The 21038-nt window shown below is 72.1% G+C and carries 16 protein-coding genes; 5 read left to right on the top strand and 11 right to left on the bottom strand.

Annotation, left to right across the window (positions count from 1 at the left end):
* Positions 1–147: 147 nt before the first annotated feature.
* From AAEP86_RS08840 to AAEP86_RS08825, 4 genes are read left to right on the top strand one after another with little or no spacing between them, the layout of a single operon-like run.
* A complete protein-coding gene (locus AAEP86_RS08840; RefSeq protein WP_420370171.1) occupies positions 148–1035 on the top strand; it encodes a carbohydrate ABC transporter permease in 888 nt (295 codons plus the stop codon).
* Complete coding sequence (locus AAEP86_RS08835) at positions 1035–1925, top strand: carbohydrate ABC transporter permease (RefSeq protein ID WP_420370170.1); 891 nt, start codon at positions 1035–1037, stop codon at positions 1923–1925. The genes AAEP86_RS08840 and AAEP86_RS08835 overlap by 1 nt, the downstream gene beginning before the upstream one ends.
* Before the next feature lie 7 nt (positions 1926–1932).
* A complete protein-coding gene (locus AAEP86_RS08830) occupies positions 1933–3237 on the top strand; it encodes a 6-phospho-beta-glucosidase (RefSeq protein ID WP_420370169.1) in 1305 nt (434 codons plus the stop codon).
* Positions 3225–4331 carry an N-acetylglucosamine kinase gene (locus tag AAEP86_RS08825; protein WP_420370168.1) on the top strand — a complete coding sequence of 369 codons (1107 nt, stop codon included), beginning with the start codon at positions 3225–3227 and terminating at the stop codon, positions 4329–4331. Before AAEP86_RS08830 ends, AAEP86_RS08825 begins: the two co-directional genes overlap by 13 nt.
* 195 nt (positions 4332–4526) lie before the next feature.
* Here the strand turns inward: AAEP86_RS08825 and gap are convergent, their stop codons facing one another.
* From gap to mnmA, 11 genes are all read right to left on the bottom strand, one after another.
* Complete coding sequence (gene gap / locus AAEP86_RS08820) at positions 4527–5531, bottom strand: type I glyceraldehyde-3-phosphate dehydrogenase (protein ID WP_420370167.1); 1005 nt, start codon at positions 5529–5531, stop codon at positions 4527–4529.
* Between the two features lie 109 nt (positions 5532–5640).
* Positions 5641–6591 carry a GlxA family transcriptional regulator gene (locus tag AAEP86_RS08815; RefSeq protein ID WP_420370166.1) on the bottom strand — a complete coding sequence of 317 codons (951 nt, stop codon included), beginning with the start codon at positions 6589–6591 and terminating at the stop codon, positions 5641–5643.
* Between the two features lie 59 nt (positions 6592–6650).
* Positions 6651–7370 (bottom strand): methyltransferase domain-containing protein, encoded by a 720-nt coding sequence (locus AAEP86_RS08810; protein ID WP_420370165.1) that lies wholly within the window; start codon positions 7368–7370, stop codon positions 6651–6653.
* Positions 7367–8509, bottom strand: a complete 1143-nt coding sequence (locus AAEP86_RS08805) for a type III polyketide synthase (RefSeq protein ID WP_420370164.1) — start codon at positions 8507–8509, stop codon at positions 7367–7369. The genes AAEP86_RS08810 and AAEP86_RS08805 overlap by 4 nt, the downstream gene beginning before the upstream one ends.
* 112 nt (positions 8510–8621) lie before the next feature.
* A complete protein-coding gene (gene gatB / locus AAEP86_RS08800; protein ID WP_420370163.1) occupies positions 8622–10127 on the bottom strand; it encodes an Asp-tRNA(Asn)/Glu-tRNA(Gln) amidotransferase subunit GatB in 1506 nt (501 codons plus the stop codon).
* On the bottom strand, positions 10127–11674 hold the full coding sequence (gatA, locus tag AAEP86_RS08795) for an Asp-tRNA(Asn)/Glu-tRNA(Gln) amidotransferase subunit GatA (RefSeq protein WP_420370162.1): 1548 nt from the start codon (positions 11672–11674) through the stop codon (positions 10127–10129). Before gatA ends, gatB begins: the two co-directional genes overlap by 1 nt.
* 11 nt (positions 11675–11685) lie before the next feature.
* Positions 11686–11985, bottom strand: a complete 300-nt coding sequence (gatC, locus tag AAEP86_RS08790) for an Asp-tRNA(Asn)/Glu-tRNA(Gln) amidotransferase subunit GatC (RefSeq protein WP_420370161.1) — start codon at positions 11983–11985, stop codon at positions 11686–11688.
* 138 nt (positions 11986–12123) lie between these two features.
* Entirely contained in the window at positions 12124–14454 is a 2331-nt protein-coding gene (locus tag AAEP86_RS08785; protein WP_420370160.1) for a transglycosylase domain-containing protein, read from the bottom strand.
* A gap of 109 nt (positions 14455–14563) precedes the next feature.
* Positions 14564–15925 (bottom strand): alpha/beta hydrolase, encoded by a 1362-nt coding sequence (locus tag AAEP86_RS08780; RefSeq protein WP_420370159.1) that lies wholly within the window; start codon positions 15923–15925, stop codon positions 14564–14566.
* A 181-nt stretch (positions 15926–16106) separates the two neighbouring features.
* A complete protein-coding gene (gene ligA / locus AAEP86_RS08775; RefSeq protein WP_420370158.1) occupies positions 16107–18446 on the bottom strand; it encodes an NAD-dependent DNA ligase LigA in 2340 nt (779 codons plus the stop codon).
* Positions 18447–18511: 65 nt separating this feature from the next.
* Positions 18512–19618: a tRNA 2-thiouridine(34) synthase MnmA gene (gene mnmA / locus AAEP86_RS08770; protein ID WP_420370157.1), complete on the bottom strand. Its 1107-nt coding sequence runs from the start codon at positions 19616–19618 to the stop codon at positions 18512–18514.
* 54 nt (positions 19619–19672) lie between these two features.
* Between mnmA and AAEP86_RS08765 the strand changes: the two genes are divergently transcribed.
* Complete coding sequence (locus tag AAEP86_RS08765) at positions 19673–20974, top strand: MFS transporter (RefSeq protein ID WP_420370156.1); 1302 nt, start codon at positions 19673–19675, stop codon at positions 20972–20974.
* Positions 20975–21038 lie beyond the last annotated feature (64 nt).

The following is a 21038-nucleotide window of genomic DNA, read 5'->3' as shown; positions in this document are numbered from 1 at the left end:
ACCACCCCAGAAACCGGCAGCCGGGAGGCGCGGCCCACCCGCGCCTCCCGGCCGTCGGCCCCGGCCGGGTCGCGTTCGACGACCCCCGCGAGCCGGCCACGTCGGCGACGCTCCGCCGAGTCCCGCCGCCGCCTGGTCGCGCTGACCATGCTGGCTCCGGCCCTGGCGGGCCTCGCGGTCTTCTTCGCCTACCCGCTCGTCGCGTCGATCTTCTACTCGTTCACGCGCTACAACCAGCTGCAGGAACCCCAGTTCGTCGGACTGCTCAACTACAAGTTCCTGTTCACGCAGGACCCGCAGATCGGCCCGGCGGTCGTCAACACGCTGTGGTTCGTCGTCATCCTCGTGCCGGTCCGGATCGTCTGCGGACTGCTCGTCGCCGGACTGCTCAGCCGGGCGAGGACCATGACGGGGTTCTGGCGGACACTGTTCTACCTGCCCGCCCTGGTGCCGCCGGTGGCGAGCGTCGTCGCCTTCGTGTTCCTGTTCAACCCGGGCACCGGCCCCGTCAACCAGATCCTCCGCGTGTTCGGCATCGACGGTCCGCTGTGGTTCAACGACCCGGCGTGGTCGAAGCCCTCGCTCGTGATCCTGGGCGTCTGGGTGATGGGCGACATCATGATCATCTTCCTGGCGTCGCTCCTCGACGTGCCGCGCGACCTGTACGAGGCCGCGTCGCTCGACGGCGCGAACGGCGTCCAGCAGGTGCGACACATCACGCTGCCGACGATCGCGCCCGTCATCGGCTTCGCTGCCGTCACCGGGGTGATCGCCGCGCTGCAGTACTTCACCGAGGCCGCGGTCGCGTCGGGGGTCGCCAGCGGCAAGGCGACGATCGGCGGTGGGACGGCGGCGCTGCTCGGCTACCCGGGCACCTCGCTGCTCACCTACACCGAGCTGCTCTACCAGCACGGGTTCGCGAACTTCCAGTTCGGTTACGCGTCCGCCATGGCCGTGGTGCTCTTCGTGGTCACCGCCGTGGTGCTCGTCTTCACGATGCGTCGGATCAGCGTGTTCCGGCCGGAGGAGTCCTGATGACCGCCGTCTCCCAGTCACCGCTCGCCCGGGCTCCCCGGGGTTCTGCTCCCCGCACCGGCAGGCCCCGCGGCCGGACCCTCGTCTGGATCGCCGAGCACGCCGCGCTCGTCGCGCTCGGCGTCCTGACCATCGCGCCGATCGTCTTCGTCGTCCTGACGTCGCTGATGTCGAGCAACCAGGCCCTCACGGCGTCGATCATCCCGAAGCCCTTCGACTTCGCGAACTACGGCCGGGTCTTCACCGAGCTGCCGCTCGTCCAGTGGTTCGGCAACTCGTCGATGTACGCCGTGCTCGCCACCGCGTTCATGCTCGTCAGCTCCGTGCCGGCGGCGTACGCCCTCGCCCAGATCAAGTTCCGGGGCGCGAACCTGATCTTCACGGTGATCATCGTCGCGATGCTCCTGCCCCCGCAGGTCACCGCGGTGCCGGTCTACGTGATGTGGTCGCACCTGCACCTGACCGGGACGCTCTGGCCGCTGATCCTGCCGAACCTGCTCGGCGACGCGTTCAGCATCTTCCTGCTCCGCCAGTTCTTCATGACGATCCCGAAGGAGTACGGGGACGCCGCGCGGATGGACGGCTGCAGCGAGTGGGGCGTGCTCTGGCGCGTGGTCGTGCCGATGGCACGTCCGGGCATCGCGTCGGCGGCGATCTTCATGTTCTTCCACTCGTGGAACGACTACTACGGTCCGCTCCTCTACGCGTCCGAGAACCAGGCCGCCTGGCCGGTCGCGTACGGGCTCGCGACGTTCCGCGGCCAGCACGGCACCGACTGGTCCATGACGATGGCGATGACCGTCGTCGTCATGGTCCCCGTCGTCATCATCTTCTTCTTCGCACAGAAGGCATTCGTCGAGGGCATCGCGCTCACCGGCGTGAAGGGATAGCACCACAGTGAAACTCGCAGTCATCGGTGGCGGATCCACCTACACCCCCGAGCTCGTGGACGGCTTCGCCCGGCTCCGCGACCAACTGCCCATCGACGAGCTCTGGCTCGTCGACCCCGACCCGGTCCGGCGCGAGCTGGTCGGCGGCGTCGCGAAGCGCATGTTCGCGCACGCCGGCCACCCCGGCACCGTGCACGTCACCGACGACGTGGTGGCCGGGGTGTCCGACGCCGACGCCGTCATGTTCCAACTCCGCATCGGCGGCCAGGCCGCACGGCAGCAGGACGAGACCTGGCCGCACGAGGCCTGCTGCATCGGGCAGGAGACCACCGGACCCGGCGGGTTCGCGAAGGCGCTCCGGACCGTGCCGGTCGTGCTCGAGTACGCGGAGCTCGTCCGCGAGCACGCCAAGCCGGACGCCTGGATCGTCGACTTCACCAACCCGGTCGGCATCGTCACGCGGGCACTGCTCGAAGCCGGTCACCGCGCCGTCGGGCTCTGCAACGTCGCCATCGGGTTCCAGCGCCGCTTCGCGAAGGAGTTCCAGGTCGCACCGTCGGCCGTCCGCCTGGACCACGTCGGCCTGAACCACCTGACGTGGGAGCGCGGCGTGCACGTCACCGGCGCCGACGGCAGCACGCGGGACGTGCTCGACGAGCTGCTCGCCCCCGGGGACGCCCTGACCCGGATGGCCGAGAGCGTGCACATGCACGAGGACCTCATCCGCCTGCAGCACGCGGTCCCGTCGTACTACCTGCGCTACTTCTACGCGCACGACCTGGTCCTCGAGGAACAGCTCCACGAGCCCACCCGCGCCGAAGCGGTCATGGCGACCGAGCGGGCGCTCCTGGCGAAGTACGCCGACGAGTCGGTCGTCACGAAGCCGGTCGAGCTCGAGCAGCGCGGCGGTGCGTACTACTCGGAGGCGGCGATCGACGTCCTGTCCTCGATCCTCGGCGACCGCGGGGACGTGCAGGTGCTGAACGTGCGCAACGACGGCACCTTCCCGTTCCTCCCCGACGACCACGTCATCGAGGTCCCGGCCCGCGTCACCCGGCAGGCGATCACCCCGCTGCCCGTCGCACCGCTCGCCGAGGACATGGTGGGGCTGGTGTCGCACGTGGCCGGCTACGAACGGCTCGCCCTCGAGGCCGCCGTCCACGGCGGCCGCGACCGGGTGCTCCGGGCGATGTGGGCGCACCCGCTCGTGGGTCAGGTCGACCGGGCCGAGAAGCTCACCGACCTGCTCCTGGCCGCGAACGCGGAGCACCTGCCGTGGGCGCGATCGGAGCAGGCGACGTGGGTGGGCTGAGCCGCACCGGCGAGGCGGGGACGACCCGCGCCTCCCGTCCGGCGACGCCGCCGCGGAGCGGGGCCGACGTGGCCCCGAGCGCGACCGACGTGGTGCTGGCCGTCGACGGCGGCGGCAGCAAGACCGACGTCGTCGCGATCGGCCTCGACGGCACACTGGTCGGACACGCCCGCGGACCCGGATCGAACCCGCAGACCCGCGGTTGGGACCTCGCCGGGCCGATCCTCGACGACGTGCGCGCCCGCGTGCTCGCCGACCTCGGCGACCGACGGATCCTGACCACCCACGTGTACCTCGCCGGGCTCGACCTGCCGGACGAACTCGTGGCGGCCAGGACGGCTCTCGCCCACTGGGCGGAGGACGGCGGCGCACCGGACGTGCTCGACAACGACCTGTTCGCGCTGTTGCGTGCCGGGACGCTCTCCCCCGATGCCGCGGCGGTGGTGTGCGGCACGGGCATCAACGCCCTCGCCGTGCGGGCGGACGGCGAGACCGCGCGGTTCCCGGCGATCGGCGATGTCTCCGGCGACTGGGGCGGCGGGGCGTACCTCGGCAACCGGGCGCTGTGGCACGCCGCACGCGCCGACGACGGACGCGGACCCGCGACGGCGCTCGTCGACGCGGTACCGGCCGCCCTCGGGCTCGGCACCGTGCGCGAGGTCACCGAGGCCGTCCACTTCGGGCGCCTCGACCAACGCGTCTTCAACCGGCTGTGCCCGGTGCTCTTCGAGGTCGCGGGAACCGGCGACGCCGTGGCCAGGAGCGTCGTGGACCGGCAGGCCGAGGAGATCGTGCTCCTGGCGTCGGTGGCGCTCGGGCGGCTCGGACTCGGCGGGTCGGCGGCGTCACCGGTGCCGGTCGTGCTCGGTGGCGGTGTGCTCGCCGCGCGGGACCCGTTGCTCGTGGACGGGGTCGTGTCGGGGCTCGCGGAGCGGGTGCCCGGAGCGGTCCCGACGTGGGTGACCGATCCCCCGGTGCTCGGTGCGGGGCTGGCGGCGCTCGAGTCGGTCGAGGTCGAGGGTGCCGCGCTCGACCGGTACCGCGAGGCCGTGCGCTCCCGGTCCTTCGCGTCCACGACGGCCGTCATCCGCTGACGCAGGGCGAGGCCGCCGTTCCGCGAAAGCGACAGTGTGCCGCCGGACATCGACGGCACACTGTCGCTTTCGCGGGACCACCGCGGCCCGTGTCCGGCACGCTGTCGCTTCCGCAGCACGGGCTGGACCGCATCGGCGCAGGGGCGCTCGGGTCCGCCCCGCCGGCCCGGCCCGCCAGCGCGCGGGTCGTCCGCCTCAGGCCCGGGCCAGCAGCCCCAGCGTGTCGACGACCCGGTTCGAGAAGCCCCACTCGTTGTCGTACCAGGCCACGACCTTCACGTGCCGCCCCTCGTCCACACGGGTGAGCAGCGAGTCGAAGACGCTCGACTCCGGCCGCCCGGTGATGTCCGTCGACACGAGCGGGTCCGCCGTGAAGGCCAGCACGCCCGCGAGCGGTCCGGCGGCAGCGGCACGGTAGGCCTCGTTGACCTCGTCGACGGTGACGTCACGCGAGACCACGGTGTTCAGCTCGACGATCGAGCCGACCGGCACCGGCACCCGGATCGCGTCCCCGGACAGCTTGCCCTCGAGCCGCGGCAGCACCAGCCCGATCGCCTTCGCGGCCCCCGTCGAGGTCGGGACGATGTTGACGCCGGCAGCCCGTGCGCGGCGGAGGTCGCGGTGCGGACCGTCCTGCAGGTTCTGCTCCTGCGTGTAGGCGTGGACGGTCGTCATGAACCCGTGCTCGATGCCCGCGAGGTCGTCGAGCACCGACGCGAGCGGCGCCAACGCGTTCGTCGTGCAGGAGGCGTTCGAGACGACGGTGTGCGCCTCCGGGTCGAACACGTCGGTGTTCACCCCGTAGGCGATGGTCGCGTCGGCACCTGAGGCGGGGGCGCTGATGAGGACGCGTCGCGCACCCGCGGTGAGGTGCCCGGCGGCGGCGTCCCGCGCGGTGAAGCGGCCGGTGGACTCGAGGACGACCTCGACGCCGAGGTCCGCCCACGGCAGCTCAGCCGGTTCTCGCGAAGCCAGCACGCGCACGCGTCGGCCGTCGATGACCAGCACGTCGCCGTCGACCTCGACGGTGCCGTCGAAGGGACCGAGCGCGGAGTCGTATCGGAAGAGGTGCGCGAGGGTGTCGGGGGCGGTCAGGTCGTTGACGGCGACGACCTCGAGGTCGTCGCCGCCGCGCGCGAGGAGGGCGCGGAGGGTGTTGCGGCCGATGCGGCCGAATCCGTTGATGGCGATGCGGGTCATGTGGACGTCCTTTCGTTCCGCGGTCCATGCTCATCGGCCTGGAGGCGCGGCTCCAGTGGCAGGGAAGCCATCGTCCGCAAGGATCCCGCCAATGCCCGCGGTGGGCGCGTCAGTCCTGGAAGGTGCGGCGGTACGCGGTCGGCGAGGTGCCGAGGATCCGCCGGAAGTGCGTGCGGAGGTTCGCGTCGGAACCGAGGCCCGCGCGCTCGGCGACCTGGTCGACGCCGAGGTCCGACCGTTCCAGGAGTTCCCGCGCGAGGTCGACGCGGGCCCGGAGCACCCACTGCATCGGCGTGTACCCGGTGTCCTCGACGAAGCGCCGCGAGAACGTGCGCGGGGACACCGTCGCGTTCCGCGCGAGGACCTCGAGCGTCAGCGGGTCGGCGAGGTGCCGGAGTGCCCACTCCCGCGTCTCGGCGAAGACGTCCCCGAGCGGCTCGGGCATGCTCCGCGGGACGAACTGCGCCTGACCGCCGCTCCGGTAGGGCGCACTGACGAGCCGGCGCGCCACGTGGTTGGACAGCGCGACCCCGTGGTCCTGCCGCACGATGTGGAGGCACAGGTCGATCCCGCTGGCCGCGCCGGCGCTCGTCAGGACCGATCCGGCGTCGACGAACAGGACGTCCTCGTCGACGTCCACGTCGGGGTAGCGGTCCCGCAGGACCCGGGTGTAGTGCCAGTGCGTCGTCGCACGTCGGCCGTCGAGCAGGCCGGCCGCCGCGAGTGCGAACGCACCGGTGGAGATCGCCGCGATGCGGACACCGGCCTGGTGTGCACGGGCGAGCGCGGCGACCACGTCCGCCGGTGGTGGCGTGTCCGCCGGGTACCGGTACCCCGGCACGAAGACGGTCTGCGCCCACGCGAGCGCGTCGAGCCCGTGGTCGACGGCGTAGGCGAGCCCGTCCCCACCGGCGATGCGTCCCGCACGCGGCCCGCAGACCCGCACCTCGTACGGCATGCTCGGCCGGTTGGAGAACACCTGCGCGGGGATCCCGACGTCGAGTGGCTTCGCGCCGTCCAGGACGAGGACCGCGACGCGGTGCAACGCTTCCTGGGCCATGGACCCGACGCTAGCCGACCCGGCCGACCCGGCCGACCTCGCCGTCCCGGCGCCGTCCGTCAGGCGTCGCGGACGGCGAGCACCCGGTGCGGGGCGGCCTGCTCGGCCCGCCACCCGGTCGGCAGCGCGTCCCGCAGTTCCGGCACGGTGAAGGACCGGCGGATCGAGCGGAGGCCGTCGACCCGGACGAAGGTGCCCGCCGCGACGAACGCGGACCCGAGGGCGTACGCACGGTAGGCGGCGGGCGACCGCCGGATGTCCGAGTGGAGGCTCCGGCTCGTGGCGAGCGTCGCCGAGTCGCCGAGGAACCCGTTCCGTTCCTCGTCGCCGAGGTGGTGGAGGACGTGGTTCGACACGACGAGGTCGAACCGCTCCCCCGCCGCCACCAGGTCACCGCTCGACTGCTCGCGGAAGGTGACGCCGCGCGTGGTCGAGCGGGTGGCCGCCTCGATCGCACGCGGATCCGGGTCGACGCCGACGACCTCGACGTCGAAGCCGTCCGCCGCGGCCCACCGCACGAGGGCACGCGCGAGGTCGCCGCCGCCGCAGCCGAGGTCGAGGACCCGCGCACGACCCTCGGTCGGCAGTGCCGGGGCGACGTGCGTCCGCCAGACGCCGCGCCATCCGCTGACCAGGGCGTTGACGAGGGCGAACCGCCGGAAGGTGCGCGCCAGGGCGTGCGGGTCGCAGTCCGGGTCGTCCATGAGCTCGGTGAGCGCGACGTCGCGCTCGGTCAGGTCGACCGGCAGGCGCGACCCGGCCCCGTCCGCGCGGCTCACGCGGTGCCCGCCGTCGCGACCGGAGCACGTCGCGGTTCGACGTCCGGGGAGGCCTCGGTGCGGACGGCCGTCAACCGGCCCGACTCCACCGTGAGCCCGGGGCCGAAGGCCAACGCCACGAGGGAGCTGCCGTCGGTGAGCCCGGCGTCGACGGCGTCCCGCAGGACGAAGAGGACCGTGGCGCTGGACATGTTGCCGTGCGCACGGAGGACCCGGCGACTCGACGCCATCGCGGTGTCGGGCAGTCCGAGGGCCTCCTGCGCACGGTCGAGGATCGCCCGCCCGCCCGGGTGGATCGCCCACACCGGGATGTCCGACGGGGTGCCGGAGCCGCCCACGAGCGGGGCGACGGCTGCCGGCACGTGAGCGCCGACGAGCTTCGGCACGGCAGTCGAGAGGACCATCTCGAAGCCCTCGTCGCCGATGTTCCACGCCATCTCGGACGCCCCCTCCGGGATGACCGTGGTGGCGAAGCCGTCGAGCCGGAGGCCCGCGCCGTCCGCGGCCACGACCACGGCGGCAGCGCCGTCCCCGAAGACGCTGTTCGCGACGATCTGGTCCGGGTCGTCGGAGGCCCGGACGTGGAGGGTGCAGAGTTCGGCGCAGACCACCAGCACGACGGCGTCCGGGTCGGCCTCGGCGAACGCGGCGGCGATGCGCAGCGCGGGGAACGCAGCGCAGCACCCCATGAAGCCGATGTGGTGGCGGAAGACGCCTGCGGGCAGGCCGAGCTGCTCGACGATGTCGATGTCGGGCCCCGGCTGGGTGAAGCCGGTGCACGACACCGTCACGAGGTGGGTGACCGAGGCGGGGTCGACCCCGGCCCGCTCGACGGCGTCCCGGGCGGCCGCGACGAAGAGCGGCGGCGCGAGTTCGCGGTACCGGTCGTTCCGCGAGCCCGTGCTCGGGGAGCGGAGCACACCGTCGTCGTCGCGGAACGCGCCTCCGGGTCGTGCGGCGTCGAGCTCGTCGAGCACGGTGTGCCGGTGGTCGACCTCGGACGCGTCGAACGCGGCCGGGACCAGCCTGCTGGCGAGCCTGCCGATGCCGGGCTGGGCGGAGAAGAGGTCGCGCACGCGGCCCTGGTCGAGCGTCGTCTCGGGGACGGCGGTACCGATGGCGCGGATCGTTGCGGTCACGACCCATCTTGTCACCGGGTCGCTGACGCGTCCCCAGGTTGTGCGGGGACGTGGGACGGACACAGCACCGCGGTCCCCCGCGGTGCTGTGTCCGGGTGTCGGTCCGGCAGCGCTACGACTGCTGTGCGCGCTCGAGGACGAGTTCGCGGACGCGGGCTGCGTCGGCCTGTCCCCGCATCGCCTTCATGACGGCACCGATGATCGCGCCGGCGGCCTGGACCTTGCCGTCCTTGATCTTCGCGAGCACGTCGGGCTGCGCGGCGAGGGCATCGTCGACCGCGGCGGTGAGCGCCGAGTCGTCGGACACGACCTTCAGCCCACGGGCCTCGACGACCTGCGCCGGCGACCCTTCTCCGGCGATGACGCCCTCGAGCACCTGCCGCGCCAGCCGGTCGGTGAGGTCACCGGACTCGACGAGCGCGATCGTCTCGGCGACGTGCTCCGGCGACACGAGGTCGCCGGGTGCGGCGTCCTGCGCGTTCGCGACGCGGCTGATCTCGCCGGTCCACCACTTGCGTGCGGCCTGCGGCGAGGCGCCGGCGGCGACGGTGCCCTCGACCTCGTCCAGCAGGCCGCCGTTGACGACGTCCTGGAACTCGAGGTCGGTGAAGCCCCAGTCGCCCTTGAGCCGGCGACGACGTGCCACCGGGGCCTCGGGCAGCGACGCCCGGAGCTCCTCGATGACGGCCGGGTCCGGCACGACGGGGAGCAGGTCGGGCTCCGGGAAGTAGCGGTAGTCGTCGGCGTCCGACTTGGGGCGACCGGCCGACGTGCGGCCGGTGTCCTCGTGCCAGTGCCGGGTCTCCTGCGTGATCGTCCCGCCGGCGGCCAGGATCGCCGCCTGCCGCTGGATCTCGTAGCGGATCGCCCGCTCGACGGCACGGAACGAGTTCACGTTCTTCGTCTCGGTGCGGGTGCCGAGCTTCTCCTGGCCGCGGGGACGCAGCGAGATGTTCGCGTCGCAGCGCAGGTTGCCCCGCTCCATGCGGGCCTCGGAGACGCCGAGCGCCCGGACGAGGTCGCGGATGACCTGCACGTAGGCGGCGCCGAGTTCGGGTGCGCGCTCCTCGGCACCGATGATCGGCTTGGTGACGATCTCGACGAGCGGGACACCGGCGCGGTTGTAGTCGACGAGGGAGTACTCGGCGCCCTGGATGCGACCGGTGGCACCGCCGACGTGCGTGAGCTTGCCGGCGTCCTCTTCCATGTGGGCACGCTCGATCGGCACCTGGAAGATCGTGCCGTCGGCGAGCTCGACCTCGACTTCGCCCTCGTACGCGATGGGCTCGTCGTACTGCGAGATCTGGTAGTTCTTCGGGTTGTCCGGGTAGTAGTAGTTCTTCCGCGCGAACCGGGACGACTCGGCGATGGAGCACCCGAGCGCGAGCCCGAGCTGGATCGAGTACCGCACGGCCTGTGCGTTCACGACCGGGAGCGACCCGGGCAGCCCGAGGTCGACCGGCGTCACGTTCGTGTTGGGCTCGCCGCCGAAGAAGTTCGGCGCGTCCGAGAACATCTTGGTCTTCGTCGCGAGTTCGACGTGGACCTCGAAGCCGAGGACCGGCTCGTACAGCCGGAGGGCCTCGTCGAAGTCCATCAGCGCGTCCTTCTGCGCCATCAGATCACACCTTCCTGCGCAGCGGACTGCTGACTCTGGTCGAGGTCCGGGATGCCGTCGATGAGCGGGTGTCCCCACTGCTGCTCGAGCAGGCGCTCGAGCGCGGCGCCGTAGCGGTACAGCCGGGCGTCCTCGCGCTGCGGGGCCATCAGCTGCACGCCGGTCGGCAGACCGTCCTCGGGGGCGAGGCCGTTCGGGATGCTCATGCCGGGGACGCCGGCGAGGTTCGCCGGGATCGTCGTGAGGTCGTTGAGGTACATCGACAACGGGTCGTCGATGCGCTCACCGATCGGGAACGCGGTGGTCGGGGCCGACGGGCTGACCAGCAGGTCGACCTGCTCGAACGCGGCCGTGAAGTCTCGCTGCACGAGCGTGCGGACCTTCTGCGCCGAGCCGTAGTAGGCGTCGTAGTACCCCGCGCTCAGGGCGTAGGTGCCGAGGATGATGCGGCGCTTGACCTCGGGACCGAACCCGGCCTCGCGCGTGGCGGCCATGACGTCCTCGACCGTGGCACCGTTCTCCGGCGTGACGCGGAGGCCGAAGCGGACCGAGTCGAACTTCGCCAGGTTCGACGACGCCTCGGCCGGGAGGATCAGGTAGTAGGCGCTGATCGCGTAGGCGAACGAGGGTGCGTCGATCTCGACGACCTGGGCACCCGCGGACTCGAGGATCGCCACGGTCTCCTGGAAGCGCTGCGTGACACCGGCCTGGAAGCCCTCGCCACCGGCGAGCTCCTTCACGACGCCGACACGGAGCCCCCGGAGCGTGTCCGCCTGCAGGCCCTCGCGCGCGGCGGCGGCCATCGACGGCCACGCGTCCGGGATCGAGGTGGAGTCCTTCGGGTCGTGCCCGCCGATGACGTCGTGCAGGAGCGCGGCGTCGAGCACTGTCCGGGACACCGGGCCGACCTGGTCGAGGCTCGACGCGAGGGCGATCGCCCCGTACCGGCTGACACCGCCGTAGGTGGGCTTGACGCCGACGGTACCGGTCACGGCACCCGGCTGGCGGATGGAGCCGCCGGTGTCCGAGCCGAGCGCGAGGGGCGCCTCGTGCGCGGCGACCGCGGCGGCCGAGCCACCACCGGAACCACCGGGGATGCGGTCGAGGTCCCACGGGTTGTGTGTCGGACCGTAGGCCGAGAACTCGGTCGTCGAACCCATGGCGAACTCGTCCATGTTGGTCTTGCCGAGCGGCACGAGGCCGGCTGCCCGGAGCTTCGCGACCGGGGTCGCGTCGTACGGGGGCACCCAGCCCTCGAGGATCTTCGAGCCGGAGGTCGTCGGCATGTCCTGCGTGCAGAGGACGTCCTTGACGGCGATCGGGACGCCGGCGAGCGGGCCGAGGTCGTCGCCCGCGGCGCGGCGCGAGTCGATCGCCTTCGCCGCGGCGAGCGCGTTCTGGTTGACGTGCAGGAACGCGTGGACGTCGCCGTCCACGGCCTGGATGCGGTCGAGGTGGGCCTGGGTCGCCTCGACGCTCGAGACGTCGCGCGCCACGAGGGCGTCGGCGAGCGCGGCGGCGCTGAGGCGGGTGAGGTCGCTGGTCACTGTTCTTCGCCCTACTGTTCTTCGCCGAGGATCGCGGTCACGCGGAAGCGCTCGCCGTCCGAGTCCGGCGCACCCGAGAGTGCCTGCTCCTGCGTCAGCGTCTGCCCGACCACGTCGGGCCGCGTGACGTTGCCGAGCGGCACCGGGTGGCTCGTCGCGGGGACGTCCGGGGTGGCGACCTCGGCGACGCGGGCGACGCTCTCGACGATGTGCGAGAGCTCCCCGGTCAGCTTGTCGATCTCGTCCGGCGTGAGTGCGATACGTGCGAGGTTCGCCAGGTGCGCGACCTGCTCGCTCGTGATGTCAGGCATGGTGCTCCGTCGATCGGTTCGTGGGATGCGCACCAGTCTATTGGTGCCCCGACGCACGCGACCCGCCTGTGGAGAACCGGGCCGGGCCGTCCGGGGTGCGGCGCCGGCCCCGCGGACCGGCACCGACCCTCCAGACCGTCAGCGTCCGGTCCCCGGCTTCGACGGCGCCCCGTGGGCGCCCTGTCGGGTCGGCTGCTGCTGGTCCTGCTGCTGCGGCGGCTGCGGCGGCTGCTGCTGGCCCTGCTGCTGTGGCTGCTGCTGCTGCTGCTGACCCTGCTGCTGCGACCCGTCCTGTCCCGACCCGGTCGACTGCGCGGCGGCCGAGGGTGCCGGCGCAACCTGCCCGACCAGCGCGGGGTCCGGCGCGGGCAAGGGGTCGCCGCCGACCGTCTGGTCGAGGTAGCTCATCAGCGCCTTGCCGACCCCGAACTTCGCGCTGTACCCGGTCGTGCCCTGCGGGAAGCCGACGTTCGCGAGTCCCACGTGCCCCTGGACGTTGCCGATCCACGTGGCGTTCGTGTACTTCGTCGTCGACGCGACCAGCCAGTTCTGCACGTCCCCGTCGGTCGTGCCGGTCTTGGCGAACTTCTCGACGGTGTCACCCGGGTTGGCCAGGACGGCCGTGCCCTTGCCGGTGAGCACGCCGCGGAGGGCGTAGTCGACCGTCGCGGCGACGTTCGCCGCGACCCCCTGCGTGCACGAGGAGGGCGTCGGGGTGATCTTCGCGCCCGTCGAGGTCGTCACCGAGTCGATCGCGGTCGGGGTGCAGACGACACCGCCGTGGGCGAAGCCGGCGTAGGCCTCGGCGAGGTCGATCGGCGAGAGGTCGTTCACCCCGAGGATCGACGACGGGGTCTGCGTGAGCGTCCCGCCGCTCGCCGGGTGGATCCCCATGGACTTCGCCAGCTCCGCGATCTTGCAGAGGTCGAGCTGCTTGCCCATCTGGGCGTAGGCGGTGTTGATCGACTCCGCCGTGGCCTGCTCCACGGTCAGGCTCGGGCCCACGTTCTCGGCGTTCGACACGTTCCACTCGCCGCCGCTGACGTCCTGGCAGGAGTTGGTGAACTCGGCGTTCTGGAAGGTGTGCTCCCCGGTCGACACGGACTGGGACAGCGTGTGTCCGGTGGCGAGCCACTCCGCGAGGGTGAACACCTTGTACGTCGAGCCGGTCTGGAACCCGCCCGAGTTCCCGTAGGCGCTGTCGGCGCTGTAGTTCACCGCCGTCGCACCCGCACCCGCGTTGTCGCTCTGCGTGTACGTCGTGTTCTGCACCATCGACAGGATGCGCCCCGTCCCGGGCTGGACGGTGACGTTCGACCCGCCGACGTCGACGCCCGCCATGGTCGGCGGCACGTACGTCGAGAGGGCTGTCTGCGCCTGGCCCTGCAGGTCGAGGTCCAGCGAGGTGTGGATCTGCAGCCCCTTCGTGTCCAGCGTCGCGATCCGCTCGGGGGCGGTCTTGCCGAACGCCGGGTCCTGCAGCACCTGCTCGCGGACGTAGTCGCAGAAGTACCCGGCGTCGTAGCCGGACGCGGCCGACGAACAGCCGTTCGCGGTGGCCGTGATCTTCGGCGTGACGGGGGTCGCCTTCGCCTGGTCGAGCTGGGCCTTCGTGATGTCGTGGTGGACGTACATCCGCTGCAGGACGTAGTCGCGCCGGACCTTCGTCGCCGCGTACCCGTTCGCGGCACCGTTCACCTTGTCGCCGGGCTGGTCGATGCGCAGCCGGGACGGGTAGTTGAAGATCGCCACGAGGGTCGCAGACTGCACGAGCGAGAGGTCCTTCGCGTGCACGCCGAAGTAGTACTCCGCGCCGGCCTCGGCGCCGTAGACCTTGCCACCGAGCCCGACGATGTTCAGGTACCCGGTGAGGATCTGGTCCTTCGTGTACTTCTTGTTGACGGCGACCGCGTACCGGATCTCCTGGAGCTTCCGCGCCTTGGACTGGCCCGCGACCTTCTTGTAGCACGCGTCCACCATCGCCGAGGTCGACGCGGTGTCCTTCCCGGTGAGCTGCTCGCATTGCTGGACGAGGACGTTCTTCACGTACTGCTGCGTGATGCTCGACCCGCCTTGGACGCTCTGGTGCAGCGCGTCCGCGATGCTCGCGCGCAGCGTCCCGATCACGTCCACGCCGCCCTCGTCGTAGAAGCGCGGGTCCTCGGTGTCGGTGGCCGCCTGCTTCAGCGACTCAGCCATCGCGGAGGACGGCACGTTCGTCCGGTTCTCGGCGTAGAACGACGCGATCTTGACCTGCTGGCCGCCCTTCGTCGCGTAGACCGAGGAGACCTGCTGCGGCGTCTGGATGTCGAGGTAGCTCGGCAGGTCCTCGAAGAACGCCACCGCCCCGGACGTCCCCTCGCCGGCGACCGCGACGCCCGGGGTCACGGCGACGGCGACGAGCATGCCGGCCAGCGCCGACATCGCGACGAACGTCAGGAGGGCTCCGGGCCATCGCACCACACGCATGGACGGCACGGTATGGGGCCGGGCTGTACTGGTTCTGCCGTGGAACGAGAAGTGGCTGCACCGGCGCTCAGGTTCCCACTCAGCGTCCGCGCTCCGGCCACGGTACGGCTCAGTCGCGCGGGTGGAGGTCCTGCGGTCGCACCAGGTACATGTCCGGCGACGTCTGCGGGAGCCCGTCCTTCCCGCCCTCGCCACGGCGGAGCTGCTCGCGGACGAGGTCCCCGCGGCCGACGGCGATGAGCGCGACGTCGTGCAGCGATGCCGTCCCCGGCTTCAGGTAGTCGTTGTGGCCGACCGGACGGCGGAAGACCTCGCCGTCGGCCGCCTGGGCCACACCGCCCGCGAGGTCGAGGACGGTCGAGCCGAACGTCGACGACCCGGGGTCGGTGCCGAAGTAGCCGGAGCCGGCGATCGGGTCGCTGTGCGCGTCGCCGACGAACACCTGCCCGGACCGGACCGCCAGCTCGGACGCCGTCTGCACGTCGCTGCCCGGCGACCCGAGCACCGTCAGGGTGTCGGCGCTCATCCTGCCGGACGACAGCGCCATGAGGGCCGTCGTCGAACCGTAGGAGTGCGCGACGATGTTCACCCGCGGCTGCTCACCGTCCCGGACCTGCCGGAGCCCGTCGACGGTGCGTTCGAGGCGTCCGGCCCCGGTCTGGGCGAGCTGGAGGGACAGGATGTTCGACAGGTCCGGGGTCCGGTACCCCATCCAAGCGATCACCGCGATCCCGTTCCCCGCCCCGGGCGCAGCGACCCCGGCGAGGGTCGCCTGCTCGCTGTACAGGTCGTTCGCGGTGTTCGTGAAGTCCGCCATCTGTCCGGTGACCGTGAAGAACATGCCGGGGACCACGACCGTGACGTCGGCGGCGGTGTCGAGGTCGCCGATGGCGATCGCCGCACGGCCCGAGCCGCGGGTGTCGAGCGTGATGAGGTTGCGGCGCGGAGCACCGGGGTCGTGCGCGAGCGACTGTTCGACCTGGCCGAGCATCGCGGCGCGTGCCGACCGACCGGCCGGGTCGGCCAGTTCCGCGGCGAGCACCGAGCGGTTGGCCCGGTCGCGGACGTCGTAGGGCACGCCCTCGAGGTTCCCGACGACCGACGGCGCGGCCGTCTCGAGCCGCAGCCGCTCCGGACCGCCGAGTCCCGCCCACCACGCGCGCACGTCCGCGGCCGTCGGCGGGTCGTCCTCGGCGGTCGCCAGCACGCGCCGGTCGGACGAGGCACGCACCAACGCGGCCCGGTCGAGGCGGGACAGGTCGACGAGGAACGTGCGGCCGCGGGCGACCGCCAGGTCCTCCACGGTCAGCTGTACCCCGGTCATGACCGGTCTCGACGGCACCTCGTCGTCGACGAGGTGTGTGGCCGTCGTGTGCACCGCGACCGGATGGGTGGCGGGCGCGACCGGCACCTCGACCACTCCGAGCGAGTGCATCGAGGCGGTGAGCAGAGCCGCGGCGATGAGCAGCAATCGGGTCTCCCTCGGGAAGGCCGTCCCGTCGTCTCCCTGCAGGCGACGGGTGATGCTCTGACGAGTGTAAGGAGAATGGCCCCTCGATGGCGTGCGGGATGCAACTTGCCCCCTGAACTGGGTGCAGACACGCGCTCGATGCGGCGTGCGGACAATCCCGGTCTGTGCTCCGGAGGAGTCCTCAGTCCTCGGGTGCTCCGTCGGCCGGCTCCGCCAACGCCGCCGGCCCCTCCGTGACGAGCAGCCGGAACTGGTCCGCGTCGATGATCCGGAGCCCCAGCTGCTCGGCCTTCGTGAGCTTCGACCCGGCTCCGGGACCCGCTGCCACGAAGTCGGTCTTCTTGCTGACGCTCGAGGCGGCCTTGCCCCCGGCGGCGATGATCGCCTCCTGCGCGCCCTCGCGGGTGTACCCCTCGAGGGAGCCGGTCGCGACGACCGTCACACCGCTGAGGACACCGCCCTCGGTCTCGGCCGCTCCGGGGCCCGGGTGGCCGGGCGTCGTGAACTGCACACCCGCGGCGGTCCAGCGGTCGATGATCTCGCGGTGCCAGTCGACCTCGAACCAGTCGAGCAGGGCATCGGCAATGATGCCACCGACGCCGTCGACGGCCGCGAGGTCCTCCCGCGAGGCGGACCGGATCGCGTCGAGGGAACCGAAGTGGTTCGCCAGGGCCCGCGCCGCGACCGGGCCCACGTGCCGGATGCTCAGACCGACGAGGATCCGCCACAGGGGCTTCGTCTTCGCGGCGTCGATGTTCGCGAGCATCTCGAACGCGTTCTTCGACGGGTAGCGGCTCGGCTCGCCGGTGTGGTCCGCGCCGCGGGCCTCCGGGTCGAAGGGCGGATCGGTCTTCTTGCGTGCCCGGCTGAACGGGGTCACGCGCTTCGGGGCGCCGTCGTCGGTGGTCTTCTCCATGCCGGTCTCGGAGTCACGGACGATCACCTCGATCGGGACGATGTCCTCCATCGTCAGGTCGAACAGCCCGGCCTCGGTGACCAGCGGCGGCTGCTCGGGGTGCAGCGGCTGCGTCAACGCGGCGGCCGCGACCTCGCCCAGGCCCTCGATGTCGAGCGAGCCGCGGGACGCGATGTGCTCCACCCGGCCGCGGACCTGCGCCGGGCAGCTCTTCGCGTTCGGGCAACGGAGGTCGATGTCGCCCTCCTTCGCCGGCGCGAGTTCGGTCCCGCACTCCGGGCAGTGCGTCGGCATCACGAACTCGCGCTCCGAACCGTCGCGGAGGTCGACGACCGGGCCGAGCACCTCGGGGATGACGTCGCCGGCCTTCCGCAGCACCACCGTGTCGCCGATCAGGACGCCCTTGGCCTTGACGACCTGCTGGTTGTGCAGCGTCGCCTGACGCACCACCGACCCAGCGACCTCGGCCGGCGCCATCACGGCGAACGGCGTCGCGCGACCGGTGCGACCGACGCTCACGACGATGTCGACGAGCTTCGTGTGGACCTCTTCCGGCGGGTACTTGTAGGCGATCGCCCAGCGGGGCGCACGCGACGTCGACCCGAGTTCCTCGTGCAGCGCGAGGTCGTCGACCTTGATCACGATGCCGTCGATCTGGTGCTCCACCGAGGCCCGGCGGTCGCCGTACTCCTGCACGAAGCCGAGGACCTCGTCGATCCCGTCGAAGACCCGGTAGTGCGAGCTCGTCGGGAGCCCCCACGACTGCAGGAGCTCGTAGACCTCGGACTGGGCGCGGACCTCGGTGTCCCGCTCGAGCTCGCGGACCGGCCACGCGCCGATCCCGTGGACCAGCATGCGCAGGCGGCGGAGCCGGTCGACCATCAGGGCACGCTTCGCCGCGGACTTGCCCTCTTCCTTCTGCCGGAGCGACCCGGCCGCGGCGTTGCGCGGGTTGGCGAAGACGCGCTCCCCCGCGTCCCGCTGTCGCGCGTTCAGCTCGTCGAACTGCTCGACCGGGAAGAAGATCTCGCCGCGGACCTCGACGATCGCCGGGTGGCCCGTGCCGGACAACCGGTCCGGGATGGTGCCCATCGTGAGCACGTTGCCGGTGACGTCCTCGCCGACGACGCCGTCCCCCCGGGTCGCCGCCGACACGAGGCGACCGTGTTCGTACCGGAGGTTGATCGCGAGCCCGTCGATCTTCAACTCGGTGAGGAACCGGACGCGTTCGGCACCGGCGTCGCGCTGGACCTTGACCGCCCAGTCGGTCAGTTCCTCGGGGCTGAAGACGTTGTCGAGGCTCAGCATGCGCTCGGCGTGCTCGACCGGCGCGAACTGGACCGTCTGGGCCTGGCCGCCGACGGTCTGCGTCGGGCTGTCCGCGGTGCGGAGGTCGGGGAACCGCTGCTCGATCGCGTCGAGGCGGTGGACCAGCGCGTCGTAGTCGCCGTCCGACACGGTGGACCCGTTGCCCTCGTAGTACTGGTCGCGGAGCTCGTTGATCCGGACGCGGAGGCGGTCGACCTCCCGCTGGGCCTGGGCGGCGTCGAGGTCGGCCGGGGCCATCGTCTCGAACGTCGTGTCGGCGGGCGTCGTGTCGCTCATGCTCCAGTTCTACCGTGCGCCACCGACGCGGGTCGCAGCGGAGCCACGCCCCGGGAGCGGCGCGGTCAGGCGCTCGCCGGCACCGCCGACACCGTGGCGTCGATCGTGCACTGGCCGAGCACCCGCGTGCCGACGTAGACGACCGCGGTCTGCCCCGGCGCGACGCCGGAGAGCGGCTCGTCGACGTCGATCACCAGCGCCCCCTCGGCGACCCGGGCCGTCGCCGGCACCGGGTCCGCGTGCGCACGGATCTGCACGTCGCACCGGAACGGCACCGACGGGTCGGCCGGCGCCGTGCCGGCCCACGTGAAGCGGTCGCCCGACATCGAGGTCACGTCGAGCGCCTCCTTCGGGCCGACCACGACGGTGTTCTCCTTCGGGCGGATCTCGAGCACGAAGCGCGGCTTGCCGTCCGGGGCCGGACGACCGAGTGCGAGCCCCCGGCGCTGCCCGACGGTGAACCCGGTCGCGCCCTGGTGTTCGCCGACGACGGTGCCGTCGCGCTCGACGACCTCGCCCGGCGCGGTGCCCACCCGGTCGGCGAGCCACCCGCGGGTGTCGCCGTCCGGGATGAAGCAGATGTCGTACGAGTCCGGCTTCTGCGCCACGGTCAACCCGCGCTCGGCGGCCTCGGCCCGGACCTCGTCCTTCGAGGGCATGGCACCGAGCGGGAACATCGCGTGCTGCAGCTGCTCGGCGGTCAGCACCCCGAGCACGTAGGACTGGTCCTTCGCCCAGGCCGCCGACCGGTGCAGCTCGCGGGAGCCGTCCGGCCCGGTCACGATCGAGGCGTAGTGGCCGGTGCAGACGGCGTCGAAGCCGAGGGCGAGCGCCTTCTCGAGGAGCGCTGCGAACTTGATGCGCTCGTTGCACCGCATGCAGGGGTTCGGCGTCCGGCCGGCCTGGTACTCGGCGACGAAGTCGTCGACGACGTCCTCCTTGAACCGGGCCGAGAAGTCCCAGACGTAGTACGGGATGCCGAGGGCCGACGCGGCGCGCTGGGCGTCCATCGAGTCCTCGATCGTGCAGCACCCGCGGCTGCCCGTGCGGAGCGTGCCCGGCATCCGGCTCAGGGCGAGGTGCACGCCGACCACGTCGTGTCCGGCGTCGACGGCCCGTGCGGCGGCCACCGCCGAGTCGACACCGCCGCTCATCGCTGCAAGAACTCGCATGCTCCCAGGGTAAGCGCATCACGCGTCGGCACGAGGCGTACCGTTGCCCGAGCGATGACCTCCGAGAACCCCGCCTTCGACCTCCGATCGGTCCTGCTGTCCGGGTTCCTGCCGGCCGCCCTGTTCGCGATCGGCGAGGGGGCGATCATCCCGATCATCCCGATCGCGGCGTCCTCGCTCGGTGCGGGCCTGGCGTTCGCCGGGTTCGTCGCCGCCCTCATCCTGGTCGGGGAGCTCATCGGCGACGTCCCCTCCGGCGTCGTCGTCGCCCGGATCGGTGAGCGCAACGCGATGATCGGCGCGGCCGTGGTGTCCGTCGTCGGCCTGCTCGTCTGCACCGTTGCCCCGAACGCCTGGGTGCTGGCGCTCGGCGTCTTCCTGGTCGGTGTCTCCACCGCCGTGTTCGCCCTCGCCCGACACGCCTACATGACCACCGCGATCCCCCTGGCCGTCCGGGCGCGCGCCCTGTCGAGCCTCGGCGGCGTGTTCCGCTTCGGCTACTTCGTCGGCCCGTTCATCGCCGCCGGCGTCGTCCACCTGACCGGGACGACGCAGAGCGCCTTCTGGATCCACATCGCCTGCTGTCTCGCAGCGGCCGTGGTCCTGCTCGTCCTGCGCGACCCCGCGACGGGCGCACGCGGCTTCCGGAGGCCGAGCCGCGCCTCCCGACCGGACGGCCGCGACGCGGCGGACGTCCGCCGCACGGTCGAGCCGCCGACCGACACCGGTGCGCAGTTCGTCCAACAGGAGGCCCACGGCCTCTTCCGCACCATCCGTGCGAACCGCGCCGTCCTGCTGCGCCTCGGCAGCGGCGCCGGCCTGATCGGTGCGCTCCGGGCCGGCCGACAGGTCATCCTGCCGCTCTGGGCCGTCAGCGTCGGCCTCGACGACGCGACGGCGGCACTCGTGATCGGCATCGCCGGCGCCGTCGACTTCGCGCTCTTCTACACGAGCGGGCAGATCATGGACCGCTGGGGGCGGCTCGCGAGCGCACTCCCCTGCATGCTCGGCCTCAGCGTCAGCTACTTCCTGCTCGCGTGGTCCGGTCACCTCGACGCGCGCGTCGGCTGGTTCGTCGGCATCGCCATCGGGATGTCCCTGGCGAACGGTGTCGGCTCCGGCATCCTGATGACCCTCGGCGCCGACCTCGCCCCACGCGGCGCCCCCGCGCCGTTCCTCGGCGCGTGGCGCTTCACCGGCGACTTCGGCCAGGCGGCTGCGCCGCTCGTGATCTCCGGGGTCACGGCGGTCGCGTCCATCGCGGTGGCGAGCGGCGTGATGGGCGTGCTCGGCCTGGTGGGGGCGGGCATCCTGCTCCGCTACGTCCCGCGGTACCTCCCCCGACGACTCCGCTGACGGTCGTCGGGACGGTCGGCCCTGGTCGGCCGGGAGGCGCGGATCGCGGCCGTCCCGCGGCCCA

This window comes from Curtobacterium sp. L1-20, from assembly GCF_048755855.1.
GTDB lineage: Bacteria > Actinomycetota > Actinomycetes > Actinomycetales > Microbacteriaceae > Curtobacterium.
Note: the sequence above shows the minus strand (reverse complement) of the source record. Positions and strands in the feature narration are given on the sequence as shown.